General features: G+C 41.1%; 22 protein-coding genes and 1 other annotated feature. Of the genes, 7 read left to right on the top strand and 15 right to left on the bottom strand.

The features are described 5' to 3' along the window. Positions 1-38: 38 nt before the first annotated feature. The 3 genes from hisC to EHS13_RS03320 form a co-directional block, all read right to left on the bottom strand. Positions 39-1,151, bottom strand: coding sequence for a histidinol-phosphate transaminase (gene hisC, locus EHS13_RS03330; protein ID WP_155699001.1), 1,113 nt, complete (start codon positions 1,149-1,151; stop codon positions 39-41). Positions 1,152-1,223: 72 nt separating this feature from the next. Then, positions 1,224-2,840: an S-layer homology domain-containing protein gene (locus tag EHS13_RS03325; RefSeq protein WP_155699000.1), complete on the bottom strand. Its 1,617-nt coding sequence runs from the start codon at positions 2,838-2,840 to the stop codon at positions 1,224-1,226. A gap of 90 nt (positions 2,841-2,930) precedes the next feature. Beyond that, positions 2,931-3,647: a MerR family transcriptional regulator gene (locus EHS13_RS03320; RefSeq protein ID WP_155698999.1), complete on the bottom strand. Its 717-nt coding sequence runs from the start codon at positions 3,645-3,647 to the stop codon at positions 2,931-2,933. 164 nt (positions 3,648-3,811) lie between these two features. Between EHS13_RS03320 and EHS13_RS03315 the strand changes: the two genes are divergently transcribed. Beyond that, positions 3,812-4,282: a VOC family protein gene (locus EHS13_RS03315; RefSeq protein WP_155698998.1), complete on the top strand. Its 471-nt coding sequence runs from the start codon at positions 3,812-3,814 to the stop codon at positions 4,280-4,282. Here the strand turns inward: EHS13_RS03315 and EHS13_RS03310 are convergent. Next, positions 4,237-4,575 (bottom strand): VOC family protein, encoded by a 339-nt coding sequence (locus EHS13_RS03310; protein WP_155698997.1) that lies wholly within the window; start codon positions 4,573-4,575, stop codon positions 4,237-4,239. The genes EHS13_RS03315 and EHS13_RS03310 overlap by 46 nt on opposite strands. Positions 4,576-4,777: 202 nt before the next feature. After that, the gene (locus tag EHS13_RS03305) at positions 4,778-4,930 is read right to left on the bottom strand and encodes a hypothetical protein (RefSeq protein WP_155698996.1); all 153 of its coding nucleotides are present in this window, start codon (positions 4,928-4,930) and stop codon (positions 4,778-4,780) included. An 820-nt stretch (positions 4,931-5,750) separates the two neighbouring features. Between EHS13_RS03305 and EHS13_RS03300 the strand changes: the two genes are divergently transcribed. From EHS13_RS03300 to metG, 3 genes are all read left to right on the top strand, one after another. Then, complete coding sequence (locus tag EHS13_RS03300) at positions 5,751-6,125, top strand: BlaI/MecI/CopY family transcriptional regulator (protein WP_155698995.1); 375 nt, start codon at positions 5,751-5,753, stop codon at positions 6,123-6,125. Positions 6,126-6,157: 32 nt separating this feature from the next. Next, on the top strand, positions 6,158-7,873 hold the full coding sequence (locus tag EHS13_RS03295) for a M56 family metallopeptidase (protein WP_155698994.1): 1,716 nt from the start codon (positions 6,158-6,160) through the stop codon (positions 7,871-7,873). 49 nt (positions 7,874-7,922) lie between these two features. Then, positions 7,923-8,184, top strand: a binding site (T-box leader). Positions 8,185-8,231: 47 nt separating this feature from the next. Next, complete coding sequence (gene metG / locus EHS13_RS03290) at positions 8,232-9,863, top strand: methionine--tRNA ligase (protein WP_155698993.1); 1,632 nt, start codon at positions 8,232-8,234, stop codon at positions 9,861-9,863. A gap of 74 nt (positions 9,864-9,937) precedes the next feature. Here metG and EHS13_RS03285 read toward each other — a convergent pair whose 3' ends face one another. The 4 genes from EHS13_RS03285 to EHS13_RS03270 all read right to left on the bottom strand — a co-directional run bounded on the left by EHS13_RS03285 (position 9,938) and on the right by EHS13_RS03270 (position 12,106). Beyond that, positions 9,938-10,843, bottom strand: a complete 906-nt coding sequence (locus EHS13_RS03285) for a hypothetical protein (protein WP_155698992.1) — start codon at positions 10,841-10,843, stop codon at positions 9,938-9,940. Positions 10,844-10,845: 2 nt separating this feature from the next. Then, positions 10,846-11,223, bottom strand: a complete 378-nt coding sequence (locus tag EHS13_RS03280; protein WP_155698991.1) for a response regulator — start codon at positions 11,221-11,223, stop codon at positions 10,846-10,848. 186 nt (positions 11,224-11,409) lie between these two features. Then, the gene (locus EHS13_RS03275; protein ID WP_155698990.1) at positions 11,410-11,646 is read right to left on the bottom strand and encodes a hypothetical protein; all 237 of its coding nucleotides are present in this window, start codon (positions 11,644-11,646) and stop codon (positions 11,410-11,412) included. Between the two features lie 100 nt (positions 11,647-11,746). Continuing rightward, on the bottom strand, positions 11,747-12,106 hold the full coding sequence (locus tag EHS13_RS03270) for a VOC family protein (RefSeq protein ID WP_155698989.1): 360 nt from the start codon (positions 12,104-12,106) through the stop codon (positions 11,747-11,749). 95 nt (positions 12,107-12,201) lie between these two features. On the opposite strand from EHS13_RS03270, the gene EHS13_RS03265 reads away from it, so the two are divergent. After that, positions 12,202-12,987, top strand: a complete 786-nt coding sequence (locus EHS13_RS03265) for a hypothetical protein (protein WP_155698988.1) — start codon at positions 12,202-12,204, stop codon at positions 12,985-12,987. A 221-nt stretch (positions 12,988-13,208) separates the two neighbouring features. Continuing rightward, complete coding sequence (locus tag EHS13_RS03260) at positions 13,209-14,243, top strand: hypothetical protein (RefSeq protein ID WP_155698987.1); 1,035 nt, start codon at positions 13,209-13,211, stop codon at positions 14,241-14,243. A gap of 364 nt (positions 14,244-14,607) precedes the next feature. Here the strand turns inward: EHS13_RS03260 and EHS13_RS03255 are convergent, their stop codons facing one another. From EHS13_RS03255 to EHS13_RS03230, 6 genes are all read right to left on the bottom strand, one after another. Further along, positions 14,608-16,248, bottom strand: a complete 1,641-nt coding sequence (locus EHS13_RS03255; RefSeq protein WP_155698986.1) for a cellulase family glycosylhydrolase — start codon at positions 16,246-16,248, stop codon at positions 14,608-14,610. 20 nt (positions 16,249-16,268) lie between these two features. Then, positions 16,269-17,129 carry a carbohydrate ABC transporter permease gene (locus tag EHS13_RS03250; RefSeq protein WP_155698985.1) on the bottom strand — a complete coding sequence of 287 codons (861 nt, stop codon included), beginning with the start codon at positions 17,127-17,129 and terminating at the stop codon, positions 16,269-16,271. Next, positions 17,126-18,013 (bottom strand): carbohydrate ABC transporter permease, encoded by an 888-nt coding sequence (locus EHS13_RS03245; protein ID WP_405083546.1) that lies wholly within the window; start codon positions 18,011-18,013, stop codon positions 17,126-17,128. Before EHS13_RS03245 ends, EHS13_RS03250 begins: the two co-directional genes overlap by 4 nt. Positions 18,014-18,047: 34 nt before the next feature. Continuing rightward, positions 18,048-19,397 carry an ABC transporter substrate-binding protein gene (locus EHS13_RS03240; protein ID WP_155698984.1) on the bottom strand — a complete coding sequence of 450 codons (1,350 nt, stop codon included), beginning with the start codon at positions 19,395-19,397 and terminating at the stop codon, positions 18,048-18,050. A gap of 114 nt (positions 19,398-19,511) precedes the next feature. Beyond that, positions 19,512-20,609, bottom strand: coding sequence for a response regulator (locus EHS13_RS03235; RefSeq protein WP_155698983.1), 1,098 nt, complete (start codon positions 20,607-20,609; stop codon positions 19,512-19,514). Next, entirely contained in the window at positions 20,602-22,380 is a 1,779-nt protein-coding gene (locus EHS13_RS03230; RefSeq protein WP_155698982.1) for a sensor histidine kinase, read from the bottom strand. The genes EHS13_RS03235 and EHS13_RS03230 overlap by 8 nt, the downstream gene beginning before the upstream one ends. Before the next feature lie 149 nt (positions 22,381-22,529). Between EHS13_RS03230 and EHS13_RS03225 the strand changes: the two genes are divergently transcribed. Then, on the top strand, positions 22,530-24,341 hold the full coding sequence (locus EHS13_RS03225) for a PAS domain S-box protein (RefSeq protein WP_155698981.1): 1,812 nt from the start codon (positions 22,530-22,532) through the stop codon (positions 24,339-24,341). Positions 24,342-24,376: the final 35 nt, after the last annotated feature.

The raw sequence follows: 24,376 nt of genomic DNA, 5'->3' as shown, positions 1-24,376 counted from the left end.
GCCCCCTCTAGATGCAACATCTATAGTTATTCTACAAACTAAAGGCTTTTCCCTGCAATTTCGCGCAAAACCTCAATAAAACGCGCATTTTCTTCAGGTAATCCAATGCTTACCCTGATATGTTTAGGCAAATCCCATATTTGACCATAACGCACAATAACCCCTTTTGCCATTAAGCGCTCATATTGCGATTTGGCTTCTGTACCAAGCTCGACCAAGATAAAGTTACTCATGCTTTCTGTATAATCCAAACCAAGCTCACGCAAAGCTGCATATAACTTTTCTCGTTCCTCTACAACTAATAACTGTGTGCTTCTAACATGATCAATATCCCCGACCGCTGCAATAGCCGCTACTTGGGCTAAGGTGTTTACGTTAAACGGTTCCTTCACCTGATTAATACTTTGAATAATGCCAGCTGGCGCTATTCCAAAACCAACCCGAATTCCAGCTAAACCGTATATTTTTGAGAAAGTTTGAAGAATCAATAAAGGGAATCCAGCACGCACAAACTCCAATCCATCCGTATATTCATTCCCCGTGGTAAAGTGACTGTAAGCCGTATCCAATACAACTAGCACATGCTTAGGGAGGTTATCAAGGATTTGTTGAAGCTCCTTTCTGGTAAGTATCGTACCCGTAGGGTTATTAGGCGAGCATAAATAAACGATTTTCGTGCGTGCAGTCACGGCTCTAAGGATGGCCTCAATATCATAAGTGAAATCCAGATTAAGCGGAACACTCCTAATATTAGCCCCCATAAGCAGCCCTGCAAATCTATATTCACTAAAAGAGGGCACAGGCACGACAACTTCATCCCCAGCGTCTATGAAGGCTTCCGAAACCAGGGTAATAAGCTCATCACCGCCGTTAGTCACAATCAATTGCTTCATATCGACATCATAAGCCGCAGCAATGACTTGCTTCAATTTCGATGCATCTGCATCTGGATAACGGTGCAGCTCAGGCAAGACCTTGGCGATAGCCTCGATTGCTTTGGGAGATGGCCCTAGTGGATTTTCATTGGATGCCAATTTAATCACTTTATCTAACCCTAACTCACGCTGCACTTCCCAAATTGGTTTCCCTGGTGTGTACGGTGTCATTTCCTGCAAAATACTACGTGCCTGGATTTCATTATTGTCAGACATAGTAAATCCTCCTCAACATTGCTTTATTATAGTAATACATTACCACGTTACCATAATAAAGTATAGCGGAATTTACTTTGTCATTTGTTGACCGATTAACTCCCAATCTGCGGCTGTGTAGCTGCCCATAAACCATAAAGAAACTCCCTTGAGTCCATAAAATTTGGCTATCCAGAGCTTTTTGGCAATACTCTGCGTATCCTCGTAATAAATCTCATGATCTTTCCCAGTATCCGTATCTGTATAAGTAATATGCTTTAGAAAATAAGGCAGCATCCAATCTTGTGCAACTCCTGGCATTGTTAGACGTTGTTCCACCAATGGAATGGCTGGACTTATTGGAGCAGCTGTTACACCATTTGTGGTTACCCATTGATTAGCTTGTTTAGAAATACCAAGCACGAGCTTTTCCTTAGGAACAGATTTAAGTGCAATCTGTACAGCGTCATTAACCAACGGCAAAGGAGCCGAAGGCAGCTTATCTTCATTATGTGTGAAATCATAAGCCATGAGGATGACTGTATCCGCAATTGCACCTATCCCCTGAAGATCGTAGCCTTTGTAATAATAGCTAGGTGGAACAGCAACTGCTAAAGTTAGCGAACCTAATTTAGCCTTTAAATCCTGAAGAAAACTAAGATAATCCGCCGCACTTGCTGCATCATATAAGCCTTCAAAATCTATGTTCACTCCAGTAAAATGGAAGGCCGGATCATTTAATGTAAGGAGTAACGAATCGATGAAAGCCGTTTGAGCAGGTTTATCCTTAAGAAAGTCCTTCAGGTTACTAGCATCGTAAAATACCATCAGGTCCTTCTTAAGCTGAGAAGCTTCTGCCGCTGCAATAACCTCTTCAGAGCCGAGCGGTATGCTATTGACTGTTGAATCGGTATTTAATTTGGCAGTTCCTGCCGCTTCATATTCTAAATGAGACCAGCCTAAGGTTACATTGGAAAGCTTGCTCAATTCGTTTATCGCCGCATACGATAATATCGCGTAATAGCCGGTGAAATCTATAGTCTGAGCTGCGATACTTTTATCAATCAGCCGAAATATGACAGCTGCTGCTTGCTTGCGAATCAACGACTCTTTGGGCTTAAAGCCGGCTGGATCACCTTCCATAATACCGCGACTTACGGCGTAATAGACATATGGCTGCATGGCCTCATTGATTGCCGCTTGATCTTTAAAAGCACGCGATTCTCGTTCAAGCTTCCAGTCTGTAGCCAACCATTGCTGACGCACTTCCTCAGTCTCTGATTCTAGCAAAAATTTTCCCATCACCATCGCTACTTCTTGACGGGTAATCGTTTGCTCCGGATGGAACAATCCCGCTTTATCTACTAAACTATCAATCCATTTCCGTTGGTAAGCAATCGAAATATAGGGTGCTGACCAACGGTCCTTAGCAACATCCTTAGGTTCGTTAGCTGTCGTTTGATTTGTCTCTATTTTGGCAGCCATCACGATTAATTTAATAAAAGCCTCACGAGATAAGGCACCATTGGGGCGATAGGTCCGATCCGGAAAACCGCTGATAATCCCTAAAGCAGACAACGTATAAATCGGGTCACGCGAATAATCCAATTCCTCATCTGTGAACGGATTAAGCTGAACGTCATATGCATAAGCACTGCTTGTAACCAACATAATTGACAATAAAACCATTAAAGCTACTTTTTTCAGCATTTTATTACTCCTTCTACTAAGTTGTCTATTAAGCTACTGATTTAATAGACGCCTGTTAATAGGGATTAGTTGCTAAATTTTACAATAGATTTAGTTTTGTTTACTTGAGATAACTTCAAATAAATGGTGTAAAGACGCAATACCGCGCACCTGCTCTACCAATGTGTAATCAATATATTGCAGAGATTTAAGTGCAATCCCCTTAGCTTGGGCGACATCGTTTTTATCCAGCTCCAATAATACCTCACGTACAATATCCAAGGAATACGCCACTCTTTGCACAGTTCGGATAATGAGCAATTTACGAATATCAGAGGGGCTATAGATGCGAAACCCACTTTCATAATGACGCTCGGGATCAATTAGACCCTCCTTTTCCCAATGCCGAATGGATGATGCAGATGTATTAGCTATTGTGGCTGCCTCTCCAATCGTAAAGGTTTTTTTATTAAGATACTTAGGAGGATCCGTTATCTGAGGATCTGTTATCTGCTTTAAATCAAGGATTTCAACTGTTCTTTGTACCGTTTCCTTTTCAGTATGCAGGGCTATCTGCGCCTTGTTGATTAGCCATAAAGCATCTAGTTTTTCCCCGTTTATGATATGCGGCATAACCTCTCTTATTAAACTCATTCCAAACCCAGCATACATCGCGCGTATACATTGAAAATAAGCCTCATGCTCATCTGTATAAATCCGATACCCATTGGCTGCTCTCTCTATTCTAGGAACAATCCCCCAAGCCTCATAATGCCTCAATGCACTTGTGCTTATATTCAATTTTTTTGCTATCTCAATGCCTTTCATTTACATCTCCTTTTATATGCTACAAATCATAGTTAAAGCACATGACAGGTTTTTATTTATAACTACGTTATCAGATAGAGTATTTATAAGCAAACATTAGCATTTGCACTAATGTTGTATGGTTAAAAGGTAAGCAAATTCGTTAGAGAAAAGGTGGTTATAGCATGCAATTACCAAAAGGTCATCAGCAAGTCACTCCTTACATTATGGTTCCAGATGGGGAAGTCTTCATTCAATTTCTACAGCAAACGTTTAACGCAAGATCAGGACCGCTCACCAAGAGCACGAATGGGAAAAAGATTATACACGGCGAACTACAAATTGGGGAGAGTATTGTTTTCTTTGCGGATGGTACAGAAGAGAGCATTGAATGTGATAGTGATTGTGATACCGACGAGCAAGAGAACCCGCAAAAGCATAAGGATAGAGAACCGTCTAATATTCATATGTATGTCTATGTCCTTGATGCGGTCGAAACCATGAAACACGCTGAAAAAGCGGGTGGTATTTGTATTATGCCTGTAATGAATAATGGGGATGATGAGATGGGTGGATTTCTAGACCCTTTTAATAATTTATGGTGGGTTGTTCAACAGAGAACCTCGACAGTAAACCCACCTGGTGCCTCCACATAGAATGTCCAGCCATGGGATCTTTGCGGTGGCTCCACCGCAAAGCCATCCTCCTTCAAAAGTTGATTAATCTCATTCACTTTCTCCTCACTCTCTTGCATGAAGCCAATGTGAAAGGTCTTGGGATAGCTGACTTGAGCACCATGCATCAAGGTCAGTACTGAACCTGTATCATCTGATAGTGCAGCGAATGCATTCCCACGTGTCCCCACAGTTTGCAACCCAAAATACTTCTCCAAAAACTCGCGAGCCGCCTTAACATCGTTAACTGTAAGATTGAGATGATTGAGCTTCATAACGACACTTCCTCTTCTTTGTAATGAATTTAATATTTCTTACTTTTTAATCTTATCAAATTCATGCAAGTGCTACGCTTTTGGCACGTACGGGCTGATATTAATGCATAAACTCGTCATGTACTTGAAGCGGAATTTATATATTGGTATATAAAAAAGGGTTTCTCAACGTATCCAGTCTACGTCTCGAACCCCTTAAGTATTATTCAACTGCATAATCCTTCAAAAGCTGATTTAGTTTTACTGCTATCTCATTTAATCGTTCATATTCCGGTGAATCCAGCTCATAAAACATTAATTCCTGATTAATAATGGCACTTGCTTCAGTTAGATTATTCCAAGATATAACTTTCATATGTATCCCTACCTTTCAAATGTATTATAGCATAATTTATGCTTTCTGCTGCTGTGAGAATGGACTTTTGCGATGAAACATCAAATATCAGGTTGTTGAGAAAGTCTTCGCCCCCCCTCGAACCTCAAAAACATTAACTCCTAGCACCTAAGTTACTTTTTACTTTCACAAAATCCATTCTCCAAAGATATCTTGCGAATTATCGCACGTTTTAGTTGATCAGGAGGAAATCCATGTAAATCATAAAAACAAATCTAAATCCATTTATTAACGTGACAAATTCCATATAAATCATCTAAGTGACAGGAGTCATGATCTCTTTAAATTGAGTTTTTCAACAACCTGCAAATATACAGTTTCATTTAGTAAAAAAGTGATTTTGAGGCGATCTACCTGCAAATGTACAGGGAGATTTTCAAAAACAGCTTAAAATCGCTTAATTCAAGAGCTTTAGGATAATCTAAATGGATTTTTGCAGGCACATCCCATTAAATAGTTAATTTTGCTCCATTTACATGGATTTTTGCTGGTAGATTTCTAATTTATGCTAGAACGGGATTGTTCAGGGAGTTTCATTTTAGCGCCTAACAGGAATACTGAGTGAATGGGATAGAGGTCAAAAGGATTTATGAAGCTACATACAAAGAAAACAAAAAGAACGCCATAAGCTGCGCTTAAATTGAACAAAGCCATCAAAAGGCTAGGAATGTCATCAAATGAACAGTAGTAGCTGTATGATCAGTTTGACAAACACTGATTACGAGTGTAATCTAAACAAAAGACTACAAATGTAATCAATAGAAGAGGATGGTATTATTTTATGAAAGAAATTCCTAAAATCTCAGAAGCAGAATGGGAAGTCATGAAAATTCTTTGGACCAGAGAACCGCTTTCTTCCAGTGAAATTGTGACCATGCTCGAAGGTACCACAAGCTGGAAAGCCAAAACGATTAAGACCTTAATCAGCCGATTGGTTCAGAAAAAGGCGTTGAGCTTTAAAGAAGAAGGCAGAAGCTATTCCTACTACACACTAGTAACTCAGGAAGAATGCTTAAAGGCGGAGAGCCAGACATTTCTAAAACGGATTTATGGCGGAGCGCTTAAACCGATGCTTGTCCACTTTTTGCAGGAAGAGAAGTTATCTCTCAAGGATATTGAAGAATTGAAAAGCATTCTGGAGAATAAAACAAAGTAAATCCGCGAAAGCACAGAAAGGATCGGGTGAATGTGGATTTTTTAAAATGGGTTTTAACTACTTCTCTGATGGCAACTCCGCTAGTGGCTTTAATTCTCGCCATTAAATATGCACTAGGCAATCGCTTAAAACCAAGGTGGCACTACCTCCTCTGGCTGCTCCTGACTTTACGGCTCCTAATACCTTGGGCACCTGAAAGCTCATTTAGCATATTTAATCTATTTACGAATCCAAGCCAAACTCCCATTCAACTGATGAATACGGATATAGTCAGTCCACTGGCACCTGCTGCTATAATTTCCAAGGTAACTCTGACGCCAGCTTATGTTGTTGAAAGCACCTCCATTACTCTGCTGCAAATTGGCTTTTGGATTTGGCTGCTTGTGGTTATTGGGTTGAGTTTCTATACGATTCTGGTTAATAGAAGATTTGCGAATACGCTTAGCAAGCAAGCTTGTGTAAGTGATCCAACCATTCTGCGATTGCTTGAGCAATGCAAGCAGCAAATGAATGTCAAAAGAGACATTCGCTTAATGGTGTCCAATCAAACCGTTAGTCCCACACTATTTGGTTTTCTGCAGCCCTCACTGATTATTTCGTACCAGACTCTAGCTGCACTATCTCTTGAACAACTACGGTATATTTTTCTACATGAGCTTGCCCATTATAAACGAAAAGATATTGCGGTGAACTGGGTTATGCAGGTGCTGCTTATCCTTCATTGGTTTAACCCTATCCTCTGGTATGCGTACTACCGAATGCGTGAGGATCAAGAAATCGCCTGTGATGCTCAGACTCTTACTTACATCAGATCTAATGAGGTTCAAGAATATGGTCAAACGATAATTTCTTTACTCGAGGGGTATACACCGCAAAAGCACATATCAGGCTTAGCCCGATTTTTCGGCAACAAAAAGCAGCTAACCCGAAGAATAACCATGATCAAGCTTTTCAAACCTGCTTCCTTCCGTTGGTCTATTCTCGGATGTGTAGTTCTGCTCCTTATTGCTGGTTTATTCCTCACCGATGGTAAAACTTCAGCGACTAGCTTGGAAGAATTGACAAGTAAATCGGCTGCAGAGGTGCAGAAAAATCCAGGACCTGCTGCAAGAAGTATTATCACGGATTATTTTACAGCGATTATGGCTAAAGGTGATACGGATGGAGCCCCGTTAATGAGCTTTAAAGTTGTCGGGATAGATACCTCGGACATGAACAGAATTAAAGCTTCAATTGCCTCAGAATACGAGGAATTCGGTATAATGCCTGCTGTAGATTATTCGCTAATTAAGGTTAAGAATAGATATCAAGTAGAGAAACAAGTTTGTGTATATGACATGGCTCCTACTTCACCTACCAAAGGTACTGTGCACTGTGATGTGAACTTTATTGAAGGAGACGGTACAGTTAGCGTGCTTGGGCCTGCAGAGGTTGACCCTGCAAAGCTGATTTCTAAAGATGAGCATGAAAAAATGATTAAGATTATTAAGGATGTAAATGCTGGCTATTTACCTGAATCTGCCCTAAAAGATGCCCAACCGCTGCTCGATAAGGATCCTCAATACAGACTTTCTCATCATCCTGGCGATGACTACATTAATGCTGGCTTCAGCGAAACTGATTTTAAACGAATGATTAAAGTGATTCAAGATGTTAATGTGGGACTACTGCCTGAGGCTTCTCTTAAGGAAGCTCAACCCCTACTCGATAAAATGCCGGAATACAGAGTTGCACGACGTCCCAAATAAAGATTGTCATATTTGGAAATACTATTTATACTGAGTACTAATGTAATATGCAAAAGCAACGATGAGAAAGAGTAGTTGGAACGAATCTTTACACAGAGAACTCCGGTAGCTGAAAAGGAGTAAAGAAACGTCTGATGAACATGGTCTCTGAGCTGCACATCGAACCCTTATTAGGTAGTAGATTGTGCCGGGTGCTCCCGTTATAGCGCTAGGGTATAACCATTGAAATAGTGGCGTACTTGAAGAGGTCAATGTTGTGAGATGTTGATAAAATTAGGTGGTAACACGTGAGTATAACTCTCGTCCTTTACAGGGCGGGAGTTTTTTGTGTTTTCATAAATCGGGAGGATGGTATAAAATGAGTATTTTTATTGGTGGCGCGTGGCCTTATGCGAATGGTTCCTTGCACTTAGGAAGAGTGGCAAGCTTATTGCCTGGGGACATTCTGGCGAGATATTTCAGACTTAAGGGCGAGGCTGTATTATATGTATCCGGCAGCGACTGTCATGGAACCCCGATTTCGATCCAAGCAAATCAAGAAGGAGTTACACCTCATGAGATTGCTGAACGCTATCACAATGAATTCGTAGACTGCTTCAAACAGCTGGGATTTTCCTATGATTTGTACACTCGTACGGATGATGAATTCCATCACAAGGTGGTGCAGCAATTGTTTCTTAAGCTGTTGAAGAATGAAAATATTTATAAAAAAAGCGTTGAGCAAACATTTTGTGTAGATTGCGACCAATTCCTGCCTGATCGTTACGTGGAGGGGATTTGCCCGCATTGCGGCCAGAAAGCACGTGGGGACCAGTGCGATTTCTGTTCATCTTTGCTTGATCCCACTGAGCTGCATGATAAAAAGTGCAAGCTATGCGGAAGCAGTCCTACCGTTCGCTTCACCGAGCATTACTTTCTTGCTTTGTCTAAATTTCAGGTAGCCCTTGAAGATTACGTCAAACAAGCGACTGGCTGGAGAAGTAACGCGATTCAATTAACCGAGCGATATTTAAGTGAAGGGCTCCATGATCGAGCAGCAACGAGAGATTTACCTTGGGGTGTAGATGTACCGATTGTTGGCTTTGAAGGTAAAAAAATCTATGTTTGGATCGAAGCTGTGAGCGGGTACCTGTCGGCAAGCATGAAATGGGCACAGCTCATTCAAACCCAATGGGAACCATTCTGGTCAGAAGGCGCAACTGCTTATTACGTTCATGGCAAGGATAATATTCCGTTTCATAGCTTGATTCTTCCCGCTTTGCTGCTCGGAACAGGCAACCTGCATTTGCCGGATCGGATTATTTCGAGCGAGTATCTAACTCTTGAAGGCAAGAAATTTTCAACCAGTAACAATTGGGCTGTTTGGGTCCCTTATATACTGGCGAATTATCATCCGGACTCTGTTCGCTACTTTTTAACCATTAACGGACCCGAGAATAGAGATACCGATTTTTCGTGGAGGGAGTTTATTTATAGCCATAATGGTGAGCTGCTCGGAGCTTTTGGGAATTTTGTAAATCGAAATTTGCTGTTTCTGGTTAAGGCTTTTGATGGTTCAGTACCTGACTCACAAGTCGATGAAGCTATAAAGCAGAAAATTATAGAGCTCTATGAGCAAGTTGGCGTGTTAATTGAAGCCGGGAAATTTAAAATAGCTTTGGAAGCTATATTTAGCTTCATTCGCGCTTCCAATAAATACTTCGATGAGCGCAAGCCTTGGGCTCAAGTTAGAGAGGAGAATCCAGCCAATGGTTGGGCTACTTTGTTCACCTGTGTCCAGATTATCGCCAATTTGGCTAATATACTCGAGCCATTTTTACCGTTTTCCTGTGAGAAAATTCGAGGTTTTCTAAGTCTGCCTTTGCCTAGTTGGGGTTACATTGAAGTACCTCCACATAGGAGGATTGAGACACTTGAGGTGTTGTTTGAGAGAATCGACATCAGCAATATTCAGGAGGAAGAAAGTAAGCTTAGGGCGCGAAAAGAGTAACCAATCTGGGCAAATAGGGGGGAGCCACTCGAGCGGCTCCCCCCTATTTGACATAAAAGAAGCAGCAAGCTGGATTAGGCTAGCTCACGTAAATCGGAGATAAGCAAATCGCAGGTGAAATAGGCTCCGATAATGCGGATCACCGCTGTAATAGGTGTGTTAGCGACAAGCTCATCCTGTTGCGTAACCGTTTGAGGAAGCATATCCAGTTCTACTCCATCATTGGAACGATTAACAAGATATATCCCATTATGCAAATTAAGGAACTCTCCAACTGAAGCTTTCATCATTTCATCTGGTTCTTCAATAGATTCCTGAGCGTACATTGAGGCTAGCTGCAGAAATGCAGCTTCACTTCCGCCAATAGCTGTAATTCGCGAACCGGAATGGTCTCCACTGAGAATAGCTTGCTGAGCCACCCAATCATAAGCAACCTTTTCTTCTATACTGATCAGCTCCAGGCGAATATTACTATCCACAAAACGGATCAGACTTTTTGCGAATAAGCTAATATAGTCAGATAAAGCATCCTGCTCCGTAAAGCCGCCTTTTGATAATACAGCCTCAAGCAAAGTCTCAATATTGCCATTTACGATTAAATTAAACTGTTCGTCGGATAAGCTATATTCCTGTTTATATTTATTCAATGCTTCTGCGAACGCTTCATAGCTCAATACACCTTGATCAATTAAGGTTTGCCCCAAAATCAGATGAGCACTTTTCTGCGAGGAAAGTAACGTGTTTACTAGCTCCTCTGTTAGAAAACCTAACTCTACCGCGATTTCCCCAAACTTTTTATCGACTCTCATTTGAGCAATTTGCACGGTTTCTACTTGATCCGATGTCATATGACTATGGTTAATGGCTAGAACCCCTAATTTGACTCGTGTTTCTTTTTGGGCGATCATTGCACTTTCCAGCTCTGCCCCAGTAACCAATGCATGGTTAAATAAAAATTGTCCGAAGTATTGTGCGAACATATTTAAACACCCCGTTGCTCTATTATTTTTTTGCAAATAGTAACAATAGACTCGATCGTGATCGGCTTTTGCAAGAAGTCGTCCGCACCCAGCTTAATAGATTTGATTAAATTACTTTGTGTGCCCACAGAAGAAGCGATCACAACATAAATCGAAGCATCCCCTTGCTTGATTTCCTCCAACGCTTGCATTCCATCCTTCTTAGGCATAATAAGATCCAAAAGCACGAGGTCAGGCCGCTCATTTTGACAGAATATTACCGCTTCTTCACCATCCACGGCTTCGAATACATTCTTAAAACCTTCCTTGGTTAAAGAATCTTTTAGCTTCTTGCGCACTAGTAAGGAATCATCACACAATAATATTCTCAAATCATACATGAGTCGCTCACTCCCTTTTCCGCTTTGTAAATATAATGTAAAATAAAATAACTATATATGTAAGATAATATTACATTAGACCATTTTAGGCAAATAAATTCATTGTAAATAGGAGCTATTCTAATGAAAAAAGAGGCCAACCTGCTGAACAGCAAGTTAACCTCTTCATTATTAAACATTTGCTGCCTATTCCTGCTTTTCTGGCGGCTTAACTCTTGTTGGCCTAACTACCCAATTCTCACGATTCATTCGCCCTACTTGATCTATGGGATTAGCTGCTTTATCTTCAACATCCGACCTCACTTCTTCTTGTGGCAGCACGCCACTTTTCCGCGCTTTTGCTTCAGCTAGTTCTTTGCTGCCTTCAGCCGGTCCGCCTCCACCATTGCGCTTGCCTTTATTCCATACCCGTCCCTTGCTCATCTCAACACTCCATTATACCTTTGCAGGTGTTATTTATTTCTTAATCGCTCGCAGCTTTATTTTATTATAAGTTCACCAGAAAAACTATCCCGCCGCCAAATCATTCAGAATTGATATGAGCAAGGATGTTAATAAGCTTGCCAAAAGGGTCACGCACATAGAATCGCCGAACTCCCCAAGGCTCATCAACCGGTCCATATTCGATTGGAAACCCAGCCTTTTTCATGCGTTCAAACGCAGCATTAACATCATCAACTTCAATGGATAGATCAGGCATAGGAGTAGATGAGCCACCTTGTGAGGCAAAACTAATTTGAATGTTCATCTCCTCGTGCGAGCCGTAAGTTCCAATCCAACCCTGGTCCATCAATAACTCGAGGCCGAGCACGTCCTGGTAAAAGCTTTTAGCTGCCCTAATATCCTGTGTATTTATGTTAGCTACGATCCTCTTGACCTTCATCTTCTAATCTCCAATCCTATATAATAGCTCTATTCAAAAGTAAAATATGATATGATAAATAACATAATTTACTAAGAAACGAGGGTTTCATATCAATGGCTACCAATAAACTCGCTCCAAAAATAGGTTTTATTCTCAGTATTCTAATATTCATTTTTGCACTAGGCCTTTATTTTCATTACCAATCCGCGCAAGATCAATGGATTTGGCCAGTGGAAACATCAGCCTTAGGCTTCTCCTTTGTAGGCGCTTGGTTTGCCGGAGGCGTCGCACCGCTCATCTATAGCGGATTATTCCGCCAGCTTTCGCCACTTCGCGGGCTAGCTTTAGCTGGTTTAGTCTCTACTGGAGGCTCTGCCTACTTTTTATATTCCAAACAAGATTTAGCTGGCAATGAACGTTATCTGCCTTTCAGCATCCTTTTTGCGCTAGCCTTTCTTGGCATCATCTATGTCTTCATCAAAAGCAATCGTGGTTACCTTCGTGACGATAATTCCGTGTCCCCTGTCATTCGTTGGGCATTCCTACTATTCTCCATACTATTATTCTTCTTTGGATTAGGGCTTATACTCAATAAAGCCAATATCTTCCCTCTCGCCCTTGCTCCTGATATGCAGGACATTTATGGTTGGTTTTTTCTAGGTTCCTGTATTTATTTCTTCTATGGCTTCTTAAAGCCTACCCGTTATAATGTCACCGGTCCTATGCTTAGTTTTTTAGTTTACGACCTGCTTTTAATTCCACCTTTTTTAAAATATACAGCTGATGTCCCAGCTGAGCTTCAAACTAGTTTAACGATCTATTTAAGTGTTTTATTTGCTAGTGCTTTATTCAGCTTATATTTCTTATTTTTCGACTATAGATCTCGGATGTTCAGATAGCTGCAAGCAGCTCCAAACCTCATTTCGTGGAATGGGGACTATTTTTTGAAGAATATATTTCCGCACCGAACGCATTAGAAATCCTCCCTGCCTTGTAAAGCACATATATACTGTTATTAATTCGACAATTTCTACATATTTCCTGTGCCTTGACTTTTCCCTGACATAATTGAATGTTAGAGTTACTTTTAATGAGACATTATTTCGATAGGGGTGCACAAATGAAAACTTTATTCTATGCATTAATTATGGCCATTCTCGTAATAACGGGTTGTTCGAGCAAAGAAGAGGCTGCTAAAAGCGATTCTTCTACCGAGCCTATTCAATCAACTGGTGATTCAACAGTCGATTCAACTATTGCAGCAACAACGGCCTCAGATCAACCTAGCTTCACGCAGGGCTTGGCCAAAACAATCAATCCTGGCTTATTGCAATGTAAGGGCGGTCGTGTAAGTGCATTAGGTGAAATTAAATCCGATGACGGCAAAACCTGGATTGTTCCATCTGACGTTAATACCAAGCTGGTCGATGCTTCAGACTTGTCTAATGGCTGTAATAATGTAAATTCCCGGAGTATCGAGGATGTAAACTTAGACAAGGTTCCACTTACTGTAATTGATGCTGATGGCGTGGAAATTACAGCGTATATCTTTGCAGATAATTATTTTGAATTATTCGTAAATGGCAAAGCAGTTGCTAAGGATCCCGTGCCTTTTACACCTTTCAATGCATCTGTAGTCCGCTTTAAAGCCAAATACCCCATAACGTATGCGATCAAAGTCGTAGATTGGGAAGAAAACCTTGGTTTAGGCACGGAAGACAACAAAGGAAACAACTATCACCCAGGTGATGCTGGAATTGTTATATCCTTCAGTGACGGGACAGTAACCGATGCGAGCTGGAAAGCACAGAATTACTACATCGCTCCACTAGCCAGCAAAAGCGATCTTGTTATTGAAACAAAAGCAGGGAAAGTGGTTCGCTCCACACCTAATGCCTCCAATGAGCCTAAATGTGAAGCCCAATGTTATGCTGCACATTTCGCAATACCTGAGAATTGGTTTGCTGTGAAATTCGATGATTCTACGTGGCCTTCTGCCACTACGTATGAAGAGCGTAACGTTGGTGTAGATAACAAATCCGAGTATACGAATTTCGCTAGTGAATTCCGCAAAGGGAAGTTCATTTGGACGAACAATCTGAATTTAGATAATGAAATATTACTTAGACGTACGGTTGAGCAAGCTAGCAAGTAAACCATTTAAATAGGTTCCAAAATAGAACAGGAGACTAGAAGAGTTTATCTTCAGGTCTCCCTTTTATGTATGAGTTCAATAAATTCGGTCGTTGAGTGCAGTGTAAATGCAAAAATACAGTTTCATTTGATGAATTGCGCGGTTTTGAACGATCTGCCTGCAAATATCCAGTGAGAGTTTGAAAAAACGCTTAGAAACCTTCTAATCTAAGCTTTTCTCTTAAAAGACACTGTATTATTGCAGGTAGATCGGTATTTTCGGCCCAATTTGTCCAATTTAACTGTATTTTTGCAGGCTGTTGAGTAATATACTTGTAGATTTTAAAATCCAATCGTCTTAACGGATTAGAATTTAAAACTAATTATTAGTCGTTTACAACCTTAACCTCAAGCCATTCCAAGCGCAGGGAGTTACCTAATACGGTTACCACAATGTGATGCAACCCCGGGCTCAGTTGGAGCTCGTGTGGCAGACGCAAGGTTTGCCATGATCCCAGAGAAACTTCCATGGTTTCATATTCATGCCCAGCCACTGTGACTGCAAATTTAGCACTCCCTTTTGGTGCACAGACTCGCAAATCAATTGTGAAATCAGACGTTTGCGATGCAGCCCCAACCGTAAAGTCATAAGCAACCCAATCACTAGCTAATAATTGCACACAGAGGCGTTCATCAGGCTGCCACGGCTCACCCTTACTATGCTCAAAATTTGCTTTTACACGCGAGCTCTCGATAAATTGGATATCTGTACCGTCTTGAATTCTAAAGCCCGTTGTACCTTCCATACGATCACTAACTCCATAACCCACATTCTCACCACCATACCCATAAAAAATCGCTGGAATATGCGTGGGAGCTCGGCGGAATAAGGCATTAACTACATCGTCGTAGTAAACACACTGCTCGAATGATATGTTATGGAGGTATTCCCAGAGGATGCGCTTGGCAGTTTCCTCATCAGGTTTGGTACCCACTTGGAGGTAGTCAACCAACAACTGCCAGCCTTCAGGTATAATAACGGAGCATGGCGAGTTATTCTTGCCCATCTTCTTCCATGTCCAGAAATTCCATGAGATATTATGATCCTCGAATAAACGGAATGCTCCCGCATACCATTCTTTATTGTTCTCGCCGCCTTCACCCATGAATATCGGCACATTCCATTTTACCCGTTGGTCCAAGTAAGTCTGAATACTCTCTGTATCTGGATTGTTCCAATACTTATGAAATTGGAGCATGAGGTTGTCATCGAACATTTCGTCGAAAATAGACCAATCTGATGCCCAATGCACACCTTCCAATATAATCATATGCCGATTGTCCACTTTACGGATCGCTTTAGTAATTTCCCGATAAAGCGGCATCACTTGGTCGTTATAAGCAGAAAACCAATTAGGCAATGGTTCGTTCAACAGGTCATAACCGGCTACAATCCATTCATCTTTATAACGCTCAGCCAGCATCCTCCACAGCTCAATAGTAATTTGCTTATTCCGTTCGTTCATAAACAATTCCGGTTGATCATTCTCCGAATCGTCAATATTCGTCCCCGTCTGCCCACCTGTTGCTCCATGCAAATCAAGAATCACATACAGTCGATGCTCCCTGCACCAAGCAATGACCGAATCCATCCGCTGTACATTTTTCTGAATAAACGATACACTCTCATCCTCACCAATTGAGATCAGAAATCTTGCATTAATCGGCACACGAACCGAGTTAAATCCATTCGCAGCGATTTGCCGAATATCAGCCTCGGCCGTATAACGATCATAGTAAATCTCCCAAAACTGTTCTGCTTTCTCAACGCCAACTAAATCCTCAATCATCTTTTCAATCCGGCGAGGGCGATCTCCTTGATCCGGAAATAACCACATATATCCCTCTGGAAGCATCCAACTGCCGAATCCAACGCCACGCAGAATAATTTCTTGGCCATTACCATTTATTAATTTCTGGCCCCGAGCCTGCAAAAACCCACTAACCTCGTTATTACTATTTTCCATAATCTCTCCACTCCCTGCGATCACCCTTTGATAGCACCCTCGGCGATTCCATTCAAAATATATTTTTGCAACAGCAGATAGAAAACGACTACAGGCAGCATCGCTAGAACCAAGGTGGCTAAGATAGCCGACCAATCATTACTGTACTCCCCGAATAACATGTTGGTGGATAGCAGCAATGTGTAATTCTCTGAACGGGTTAGCATTAATAACGGAAGCAGAAAATCATTCCACATCCACAGTAAGTTTAAGATTGCTATCGTGGCTGTTATCGGGACAAGCAGCGGAAAAATAACCGCATAAAACAGCTTGAGCTCTCCACAACCATCGATAACCGCTGCTTCATCCAAATCACGCGGGATAGATTTAACAAACCCATGATAAAGAAATATGGCCAAAGATACACCTAGTCCAATATAGATTACACCCAGGCCATATAAAGAACCTTGAATCGATAGCTTTCCCGCTATTCTCACTAAAGTAATCATAATCGAGTGAAATGGAATCAACGTCGATAGCAAGAATAAACCAAATAAGAAGCCGCTTAATTTGCTTTTAGTGCGCGACAATTTGTAACCAGCTAAGGAAGAACAGACAATAATACCCACTAAGCCAAAGGCAGCAATCTGCATGGTATTCACTAAGCTGCGTAAAAAATGAACCTTTACAAAGGCATCGGGATAGTTGCTAAACTGTAAATGCATTGGGATCGACATAATGTTAGTTAACATTTGACCGTCTGTTTTCAGAGAATTTAAGACGCCCATGTAAATCGGAAAAAGCATCACCACAGACCCCGCAAACAAGAAAATAAAGATCGATAAGTTACCGAGTCGGCGGCTCAAATCATAACGTCCAGAACCCGCACCAGCGTTATTCATGCTTCCACCTCTCTTTTTTTCATGATCCACAATTGCACCAGAGTCACTATCAGAACAATAAAAAAGAGAATCATCGCTTTTGCACTAGCATAGCCATATCGATTACTCTGACTAAATGCCTCATCAAAAATATTAAGCGCAATCACCTGAGTAGAGCGGCCAGGTCCACCTTTCGTTAATGCAAAAACCGCTTCAAATACTTTAAAGGAGCCATTTAATGTAAGGAACAGACCAATGGTCACTGCTGGATAAATCATGGGAAGTGTCACATTACGAAACGTTTGCAGAGCATTAGCCCCATCGATGGAAGCCGCTTCTTTTAAATGCTGGGGGACACCTTGAAGTGCTGCAATATAGATGACCATTAAATAGCCAACGCCACTCCAAAGTGAGAGAATTAGGAGCGAATAAAAAGAATAACGCGGATCCCCGATCCACGATTGATCTAAAAAGTGGAGCATCGTATGCTCGGCAATATAAGGCAGCACTCGTGTGAAAATAAACATCCACATAAACCCGCCGATAATCAGACTAATCATATTAGGCATGAAAAAAATCGTCCGATACCACACCTTAGCACGCTTCTGAGACTCTATTAATACGGCCAACAGTATCGCAAGGCCATTGGACAAAATGACCATGAATACCACATATTTAAGCGTGAACCAAATGGAGTTAATGAATGCAGTATCTTCGGTTAAGGCTTCGATATAATTAGAGAACCCCACCAAATGATAAGTGGGATTCAGCATGTTCCAGTCCGTCAGACTGTACCACATCCCCCCCAGAGAGGGGGCGAGTACAAAAGCAGCATAGAATATCAAGGCAGGAAAAACGAAGGCTAACAAGATGATGTTCTGTTTCCATGGTTTAGTATTAATCATTTCATCTCACTCCTAGCTAACCGTGACTCTTGATTTACTTAGCCGCTTTTACGGCATCTGCCCATTTTTTATCCATCGCTTTAATAAATTGTTCTTTCGTAACGGTTTTAGCGTAGTAGCTTTGCAGCAATTTAGCTTGCTCATCTGTCACACCATTAGGCAGCGATAAATCCTGATAAGCCCGACCCTTAGCCACATAAGCAGAAGCTTCATCTACCCATGGACTTGCTTTATAAGTATGAACGGTAGAGTTCGGATTGAATTTCAATTCTTGGAAAAGTGCAGAGGAATCCTTAGGATCCAGAATGTAATTCAACAGGTCAAGTGCTACATCCTGATTTTTACTTAAAGGCGATAACGCCAAAGTTGTGGATGTAGATAGATTAATCATGGTATCTTTGGCATCATTGCTTACAGGCAATGCGGCGACACCAAATTCCATTTGCGGGTTTACTTTGAGAATGGCATCGGCATTCCATGGACCTTGCAGCCACATAGCTGATTTGCCGTTTGCAAAATCGGCAGCGCCAATTTCATTGCCCACTTCAAAAGGTTTTTTCGTGCCATTGGCCATCACCAAATCAATGATGTTAAAAATGTCTGCGACATCTTTGTATGAAGCTTCGCCTGTGTTCATCTTAGCAATCCAATCTGGATGTTTAGAGGATACAACGGCTCCAAGGGATAAAGCTGTCATCAGTTGGGGAACCCACGCTTCTTGAAAAGCCAGCTCGAAAGGAGCTATTTTCACCCCGTTTAGTTTATCGATAACAGTCTTCATTTCATCCAATGTTTGTGGTGGAGTTAGACCCTGCTCGCTGAATATTTTTTTATTGTATAGATAACCCCATTCCGTATTCTCTATCGGTAATGATACAACTTTACCATCAAAAGTAACGGTTTTCTTAACTGGCTCATATAGGCTTTGAATCGATGGTTGGGCAGATAGATCACTGAGATACCCTGCTTTGTAATAGGTTGGGATATCATTCGCATGCAAAGTGAACAAGTCCGGTGCATCATTGGATGCTAAGCGCGTTTGGAGAATTTGTTTAGACTGATCAGCGTTTGGCATTTCTAATTTGATCGTGACGTCTATGTTCTTCTCTGCCAATTCTTTAGCTTTAAACTGTTCAAAATACTTATCTAGCTGATCCTTAAATTGCGGATAGCTCATAAATACGTTTAGTTCTACTTTTTTAGGCGTTGCTGGTGTTGCTGGTGTTGCTGGAGCTTTTGTAGGCTCCGGCGTGCTTACTGCTGTTGTGCCTGCTGGTGCTGTGCTGCTGCTCGCCGGTGTATCGGTTTTCGTATTGGAACCGCATCCTGTTGCGATAAACAATAACAAACCAAGGATAATACTGAGATGAATTGATTTTTTCATGAATTGCTGCCCCCTCATAATTAACTGCAACCTTAGTATAATGGAAGCGTTTTCGCATTTCTTTTGAGGATATTAACATCTTCTATTGTACAATATTGACGTAGCCGCTAAACACTATTCAGTGCCCTTGCGCAATTCGCCTGGTGCAAAGCCATAGTGCTTTTTAAACACCTTATAGAAATAGGCTATATCCGCATACCCCGTCATTTCTGCTGCATGCTTAATGGAAAGCTTGCGTTCAACGATCAATTCCTTGGCTTTCTCCATCCGTTTGTGAGTAATAAAGTCGGTCATATTATCGCCGTTAAACGTTTTGAACGCTCTGCTTAAATGCTCCTTACTAATATAAAAATAGCTAGCGATCGATTCCAAGGTAATTGCCTCGTTATAGTGTCTGCTGATGTAAGCCAGCACTTCACGCATATCCAATTTATTGCGGTTTTTGCGCGCTCCCTGTAAAGCTGCAATCACCTGATTGTACATATATCCAATTTGCAATATGGTTTCTGAGACTGAGTTCTGATCAGAGCTTTCGGACCTCGTCAACTCCAAATCAGGAATCATTTGACTCCATTCCAGCTCACTTGTCGCCACAAACTCTTCAAGCATCAACGTGAAATCATGGCCAATTTTATTCAGCATGCTGCCGACGAAATGTTCAGCATCAATCCCTTCAAGGAAATGATGGAGAGTATCCAAAGTATCCCCTACGCCATCTGCATTTAAATCCAATAAATACCCATAAATCAGCTGGCGGTATTCCAAATACTGATTAAGCGAAGCGGTATCTGCAAAAATTAGCGGAGTACTCCAGGAAACAGCTGAGATTTGCTTAGCTTGCTGCAGCTCCCGTACACATTGGGCAAGAGCGGCATTTAACTCATCTGGATCAACTGGCTTCAGTAAATATTCCTTGGCCTGCGAACGAATCGCTTGCTTTAAGTAAACAAAATCATCATACCCGCTCATCACAATAATTTTCAGCTCAGGGTGTCGCTCATTCAAAGCTTTTAAGAGTTCCACACCATCAATACCTGGCATTCTCATATCCGTCACCACGATATCAGGTGCAAGCTCCTGGATCAAACGCAATCCTTCCGAGCCATCCTCTGCTTCCTCGATGACAGACAATTGAAGCTTATCCCAATCGCCTAGCTGCTTAATCACCTTTCTCGACCACGGCTCATCATCGATGATCATCACTTTATACATGGTTTGGCTCCCCCCTTGTCTGAATCGGCAGCATGAATAACACTATTGTTCCCTCGCCTTGTTTACTATAGATCCGAATGCCACAGTGTTCGCCAAAATGCAGCTTTAATCGGGTATCGACGTTTTTTAGGCCTATGCCTTTTCGTTTGCCACTTTGTTCTTTATCCGAGAAGCTCGGGTTATGCTCATTGCCAAATCGCAGTCCTTTACGAATATCGCTAAGCTTTTCTGCTCCAAGCCCAATCCCATTATCTTGAACAGCAATTAACAAACGATTGCGAATTTGCTTGACCCTCACTTCAACGGACCATTGTCCTTCTTTACGCTGCAGCCCATGTTCAAAAGCATTTTCTACAATGGGCTGGAGAATAAATTTCGGCAGACGATTTTCATAAGATGCCTCATCGTTTGCCACCAGAACCTGGCAGCGTCCAGCAAATCGCTGTTCTTGAATGAAAATATAATTCTGCATATGCTTCAGCTCATCTGCAAAAGCGACCAGATCATTTCCTGTACTGATCGAATACCTCAGAAGCTCCCCAATTACCCTTGTGACCCTATATATCTCCGGAGCGTCCTTCTCCAAGGCCATCCCGCCAATTAAATGCAAGGTGTTATTAAGAAAATGGGGATTAATCTGAGCTTGCAGCATTCTCAGCTGCGCCGTTTTTAGATCAATTTCCCGTTGATATTCAACTTCAATCAGCTCTTTAATCCGCTGCATCATTGAATTATAACCATGCTCCAGCAAGCCAATCTCATCCGTTTTATTAACCGACTTCAGCTCAAAGCTTTGAATTTGAGCGGTTCTCATCGTTCTAGCCAGACTAACAATCGGTTTACTGATGCGCAAGGAGAAGAGAATAGATAGAATAATAGAGGCAATAACGAATAAACCACCTGTGAGAATACCTGCTTTAATCGTCGCCTGCGCACTGCGGTTAATCGTCGCAAGTGGTATGGCTTTGACCAAAGTAAGCTTGCCATTACTAACCTTTTGCATAAAATAGTAATGATCATTCAGCTTTTGAAAGCCAAGCCCTGAGTCCGGCACAGCCAGCTTTTGCATTAAAGCGGAAATATCACCTAGCTCCCCCTCATTATTCGAGCCCGATAGCAATTGGCCTTCATCATTAATTAAGAAAACAGAGCTATCCTTTTCTGACTTAAGAATACTGCCTACTTCATCCCATACCTTACGATTTATCTTAACCGCAAGTCCTCCAAGCAATTTATGATCCTCAAACCGATTCATACTATGAAAGGCATAAATGCCGTTTACTTCCTGCTTAAAATAAATGTTAGTTGGTGTAGCCAGCATTCGACTCCACGGACCTTGCTGAATATCTAAAAAAGAAATTAACCCGCTGCTAGTGTAGCTTACGGAAATCGCCTTCTTATTCTCATGAATATATAGGGTGAAATCATCAATTTTGTGGGAATTGGCATGGAATACTTTAGTTAACGTGTCTCCGATATATTTTTGAGAGGTGTATTGCACATTAAGATTTGAATTGTCTATTTCTTTAAGCCCCCCCATAAACTCAGTATCAATCTGGACGGTATAGAACAAAGTATCCAGCTGCTGAATCAGCTCATTGAGATATTGGTTAGCCCATTCCATTCGTGAATTATTGGCATTGATCATTTCCTTCTCTACAGAATGCCGTGTGTTATTGCTGGCAAGCCATGTCACTGTCGCAACCGGTAAAGTAGTCAAACAAATCATTAGGATCATCAACCTGAAACGAATGCCTCTTCTTTTGATCATAGTTACGCCTCATTTCACTTCGATAAATCAAACCAGTCTAATTTACACCTGATTATACTGCTTATGATCTTGAATCAAAAGGGATTAAACGCAATTTGTCGAATTACAATAGTCTGTAATAACCAACTCATACAAAGGATTGATATATCTTGAGTGCAACCGATAAACTCATCTTGTCTAATGATCAATTTAAAGCGATTGTTGAGCTTTGTCCTGAGCCTATTGCCATTTACTGTGATAATATTGTTGAATACCTAAACCCAGCTTGCATGACAATGATTGGCGCTAGTCACTCCAGTGAAGTACTCGGAAAGAATATCACTGATTTCCTGCTTCCAGAAGATATTGAGAAGATAATGTTGCAAAATGAAGAGTTGCTAAGAGCGGGAAGACCTTCCGATTTAATTGAAAAAAGATGGGTGCGATTAGATGGGCAGGTTATTATTGTAGAGGTTCGGTCTGTTCCCATTACATATGGTGCGAGATCAGGTATTCAGCTATTTTGCAGAGATATTACCCAAAAGCGTAGAATTGAAGCAGCCTTATTTGAAAGTGAGCAAAGATTGTATAGTATGCTTCAGCATTCACCCGAGGCTATTGTCGTTCATTTTAAAGAAAAGATTAATTATGTAAACAATGCTGCTCTAAAGCTTTTTCGAGCCTCCTCCCATGAACAGATGATCGGTAAATCGATTTACGATTTAATTCATATAGATTCGCATAATTTAGCTGCACAAAGAATCGATTTATTAAAAAACTCGATGCAAAAGTTAGATTCTACGATTCATACTATGGTTGGTCTAGACGGAAAAATTTTCTCTGCGGAAGTATCCAGTAATGAAATATTCAATCCAATGGCCGAAGGGCATGTCCAAACTGTGCTTCGAGATGTATCCGAACGCGTCCAATTGGAACAAGCTTTGCGCGAGAGCTCTCTAGCTTATCAAAACCTGATTAAAAATTTACCTGAACCCATTCTAGTTCTTGATAATGATATTATTGTCTATACTAATATTTCATGCTGTAAATTATTAAAGGCTGTAAATGAAGATGAGCTCATCGGAAAAAATGTTTACCAGTTTATACCCCCAGATCAACATGAGTATGCAACTGAAATAAAGAACGAAATTCTCACAACCGGAAAAGCAAGCGCTTTTATAGAAGGCAGAATACTTGATGTTCTTGGGTGCGAGAATTCAATTGAGATATCTAGCACACAAATTGTTTATCAATCCAAACCACATATGCTTTGTGTCTTACGTGATTTAACCGAGCGTAAAAATGCAGAAGAACGATTTGTAAGATCAGAGAAGCTCTCCGCTATTGGCCAATTGGCGGCTGGTGTAGCACACGAAATCAGGAACCCGCTTACTGCGCTAAAAGGATTTACACGGTTATTGCAAAAAGAGCTGGGTGACAAATTTCACTACTTAAGCATTATGCAAAGTGAGCTTGAACGAATTAATACGATTGTCAATGAATTCATGAGCCTATCTAAACCACACCTTAGTCATTTCAGCGATGGTAATATTAGCACCATTCTCCAAGGAGTAGTCTCTATTCTCGATACACAGGCTATACTCAGAAATGTAATAATAACGCTAAAAGATTCTAATGTTAAGTCGACTTTATATTGTAATGAGAATCAATTGAAGCAAGTTTTTATTAATATTATAACTAACGCTATGGATGCCATGCCTAAAGGAGGGCAAATCTATATAACTATTCAATTAACCGACGACGCCAAGCTTTTAATCCGAATTCAAGACGAAGGCCAAGGCATTTCAGAAGATATAATTCGTAAAATAGGGGAACCCTTTTTCACAACTAAAGATACTGGAACAGGCTTAGGTTTAATGATCTGTCATCGAATCGTCGAAGCACATGGCGGGAAAATAAACTTAACCAGCCAAGTAAATGTCGGAACAACCGTTGATATTCTATTTCCCCTTTTTGCTTGACAGCAGATAAGAATTTAAAGTATATTGGAAAAAAT

Origin of the sequence: Paenibacillus psychroresistens, assembly GCF_009728935.1 — a bacterium.
Lineage (GTDB): Bacteria > Bacillota > Bacilli > Paenibacillales > NBRC-103111 > Paenibacillus_AC > Paenibacillus_AC psychroresistens.
The sequence above is the reverse complement of the archived record's forward strand: the minus strand, read 5'-3'. Positions and strand labels throughout refer to the sequence as shown.

Excerpts from the sequence above, each read along its gene's own strand:
- EHS13_RS03270 (WP_155698989.1), bottom strand. The coding sequence starts at position 12,106 with ATGAAGGTCAAGAGGATCGTAGCTAACATAAATACACAGGATATTAGG.
- EHS13_RS03230 (WP_155698982.1), bottom strand. The coding sequence starts at position 22,380 with ATGATCAAAAGAAGAGGCATTCGTTTCAGGTTGATGATCCTAATGATT.
- EHS13_RS03235 (WP_155698983.1), bottom strand. The coding sequence starts at position 20,609 with ATGTATAAAGTGATGATCATCGATGATGAGCCGTGGTCGAGAAAGGTG.
- hisC (WP_155699001.1), bottom strand. The coding sequence starts at position 1,151 with ATGTCTGACAATAATGAAATCCAGGCACGTAGTATTTTGCAGGAAATG.
- EHS13_RS03255 (WP_155698986.1), bottom strand. The coding sequence starts at position 16,248 with ATGGAAAATAGTAATAACGAGGTTAGTGGGTTTTTGCAGGCTCGGGGC.
- EHS13_RS03300 (WP_155698995.1), top strand. The coding sequence starts at position 5,751 with ATGAAAGAAATTCCTAAAATCTCAGAAGCAGAATGGGAAGTCATGAAA.
- EHS13_RS03310 (WP_155698997.1), bottom strand. The coding sequence starts at position 4,575 with ATGAAGCTCAATCATCTCAATCTTACAGTTAACGATGTTAAGGCGGCT.
- EHS13_RS03265 (WP_155698988.1), top strand. The coding sequence starts at position 12,202 with ATGGCTACCAATAAACTCGCTCCAAAAATAGGTTTTATTCTCAGTATT.
- EHS13_RS03285 (WP_155698992.1), bottom strand. The coding sequence starts at position 10,843 with ATGTTCGCACAATACTTCGGACAATTTTTATTTAACCATGCATTGGTT.
- EHS13_RS03260 (WP_155698987.1), top strand. The coding sequence starts at position 13,209 with ATGAAAACTTTATTCTATGCATTAATTATGGCCATTCTCGTAATAACG.
- EHS13_RS03305 (WP_155698996.1), bottom strand. The coding sequence starts at position 4,930 with ATGAAAGTTATATCTTGGAATAATCTAACTGAAGCAAGTGCCATTATT.
- EHS13_RS03245 (WP_405083546.1), bottom strand. The coding sequence starts at position 18,013 with ATGATTAATACTAAACCATGGAAACAGAACATCATCTTGTTAGCCTTC.
- EHS13_RS03250 (WP_155698985.1), bottom strand. The coding sequence starts at position 17,129 with ATGAATAACGCTGGTGCGGGTTCTGGACGTTATGATTTGAGCCGCCGA.
- EHS13_RS03315 (WP_155698998.1), top strand. The coding sequence starts at position 3,812 with ATGCAATTACCAAAAGGTCATCAGCAAGTCACTCCTTACATTATGGTT.
- EHS13_RS03275 (WP_155698990.1), bottom strand. The coding sequence starts at position 11,646 with ATGAGCAAGGGACGGGTATGGAATAAAGGCAAGCGCAATGGTGGAGGC.
- EHS13_RS03280 (WP_155698991.1), bottom strand. The coding sequence starts at position 11,223 with ATGTATGATTTGAGAATATTATTGTGTGATGATTCCTTACTAGTGCGC.
- metG (WP_155698993.1), top strand. The coding sequence starts at position 8,232 with ATGAGTATTTTTATTGGTGGCGCGTGGCCTTATGCGAATGGTTCCTTG.
- EHS13_RS03320 (WP_155698999.1), bottom strand. The coding sequence starts at position 3,647 with ATGAAAGGCATTGAGATAGCAAAAAAATTGAATATAAGCACAAGTGCA.
- EHS13_RS03240 (WP_155698984.1), bottom strand. The coding sequence starts at position 19,397 with ATGAAAAAATCAATTCATCTCAGTATTATCCTTGGTTTGTTATTGTTT.
- EHS13_RS03325 (WP_155699000.1), bottom strand. The coding sequence starts at position 2,840 with ATGCTGAAAAAAGTAGCTTTAATGGTTTTATTGTCAATTATGTTGGTT.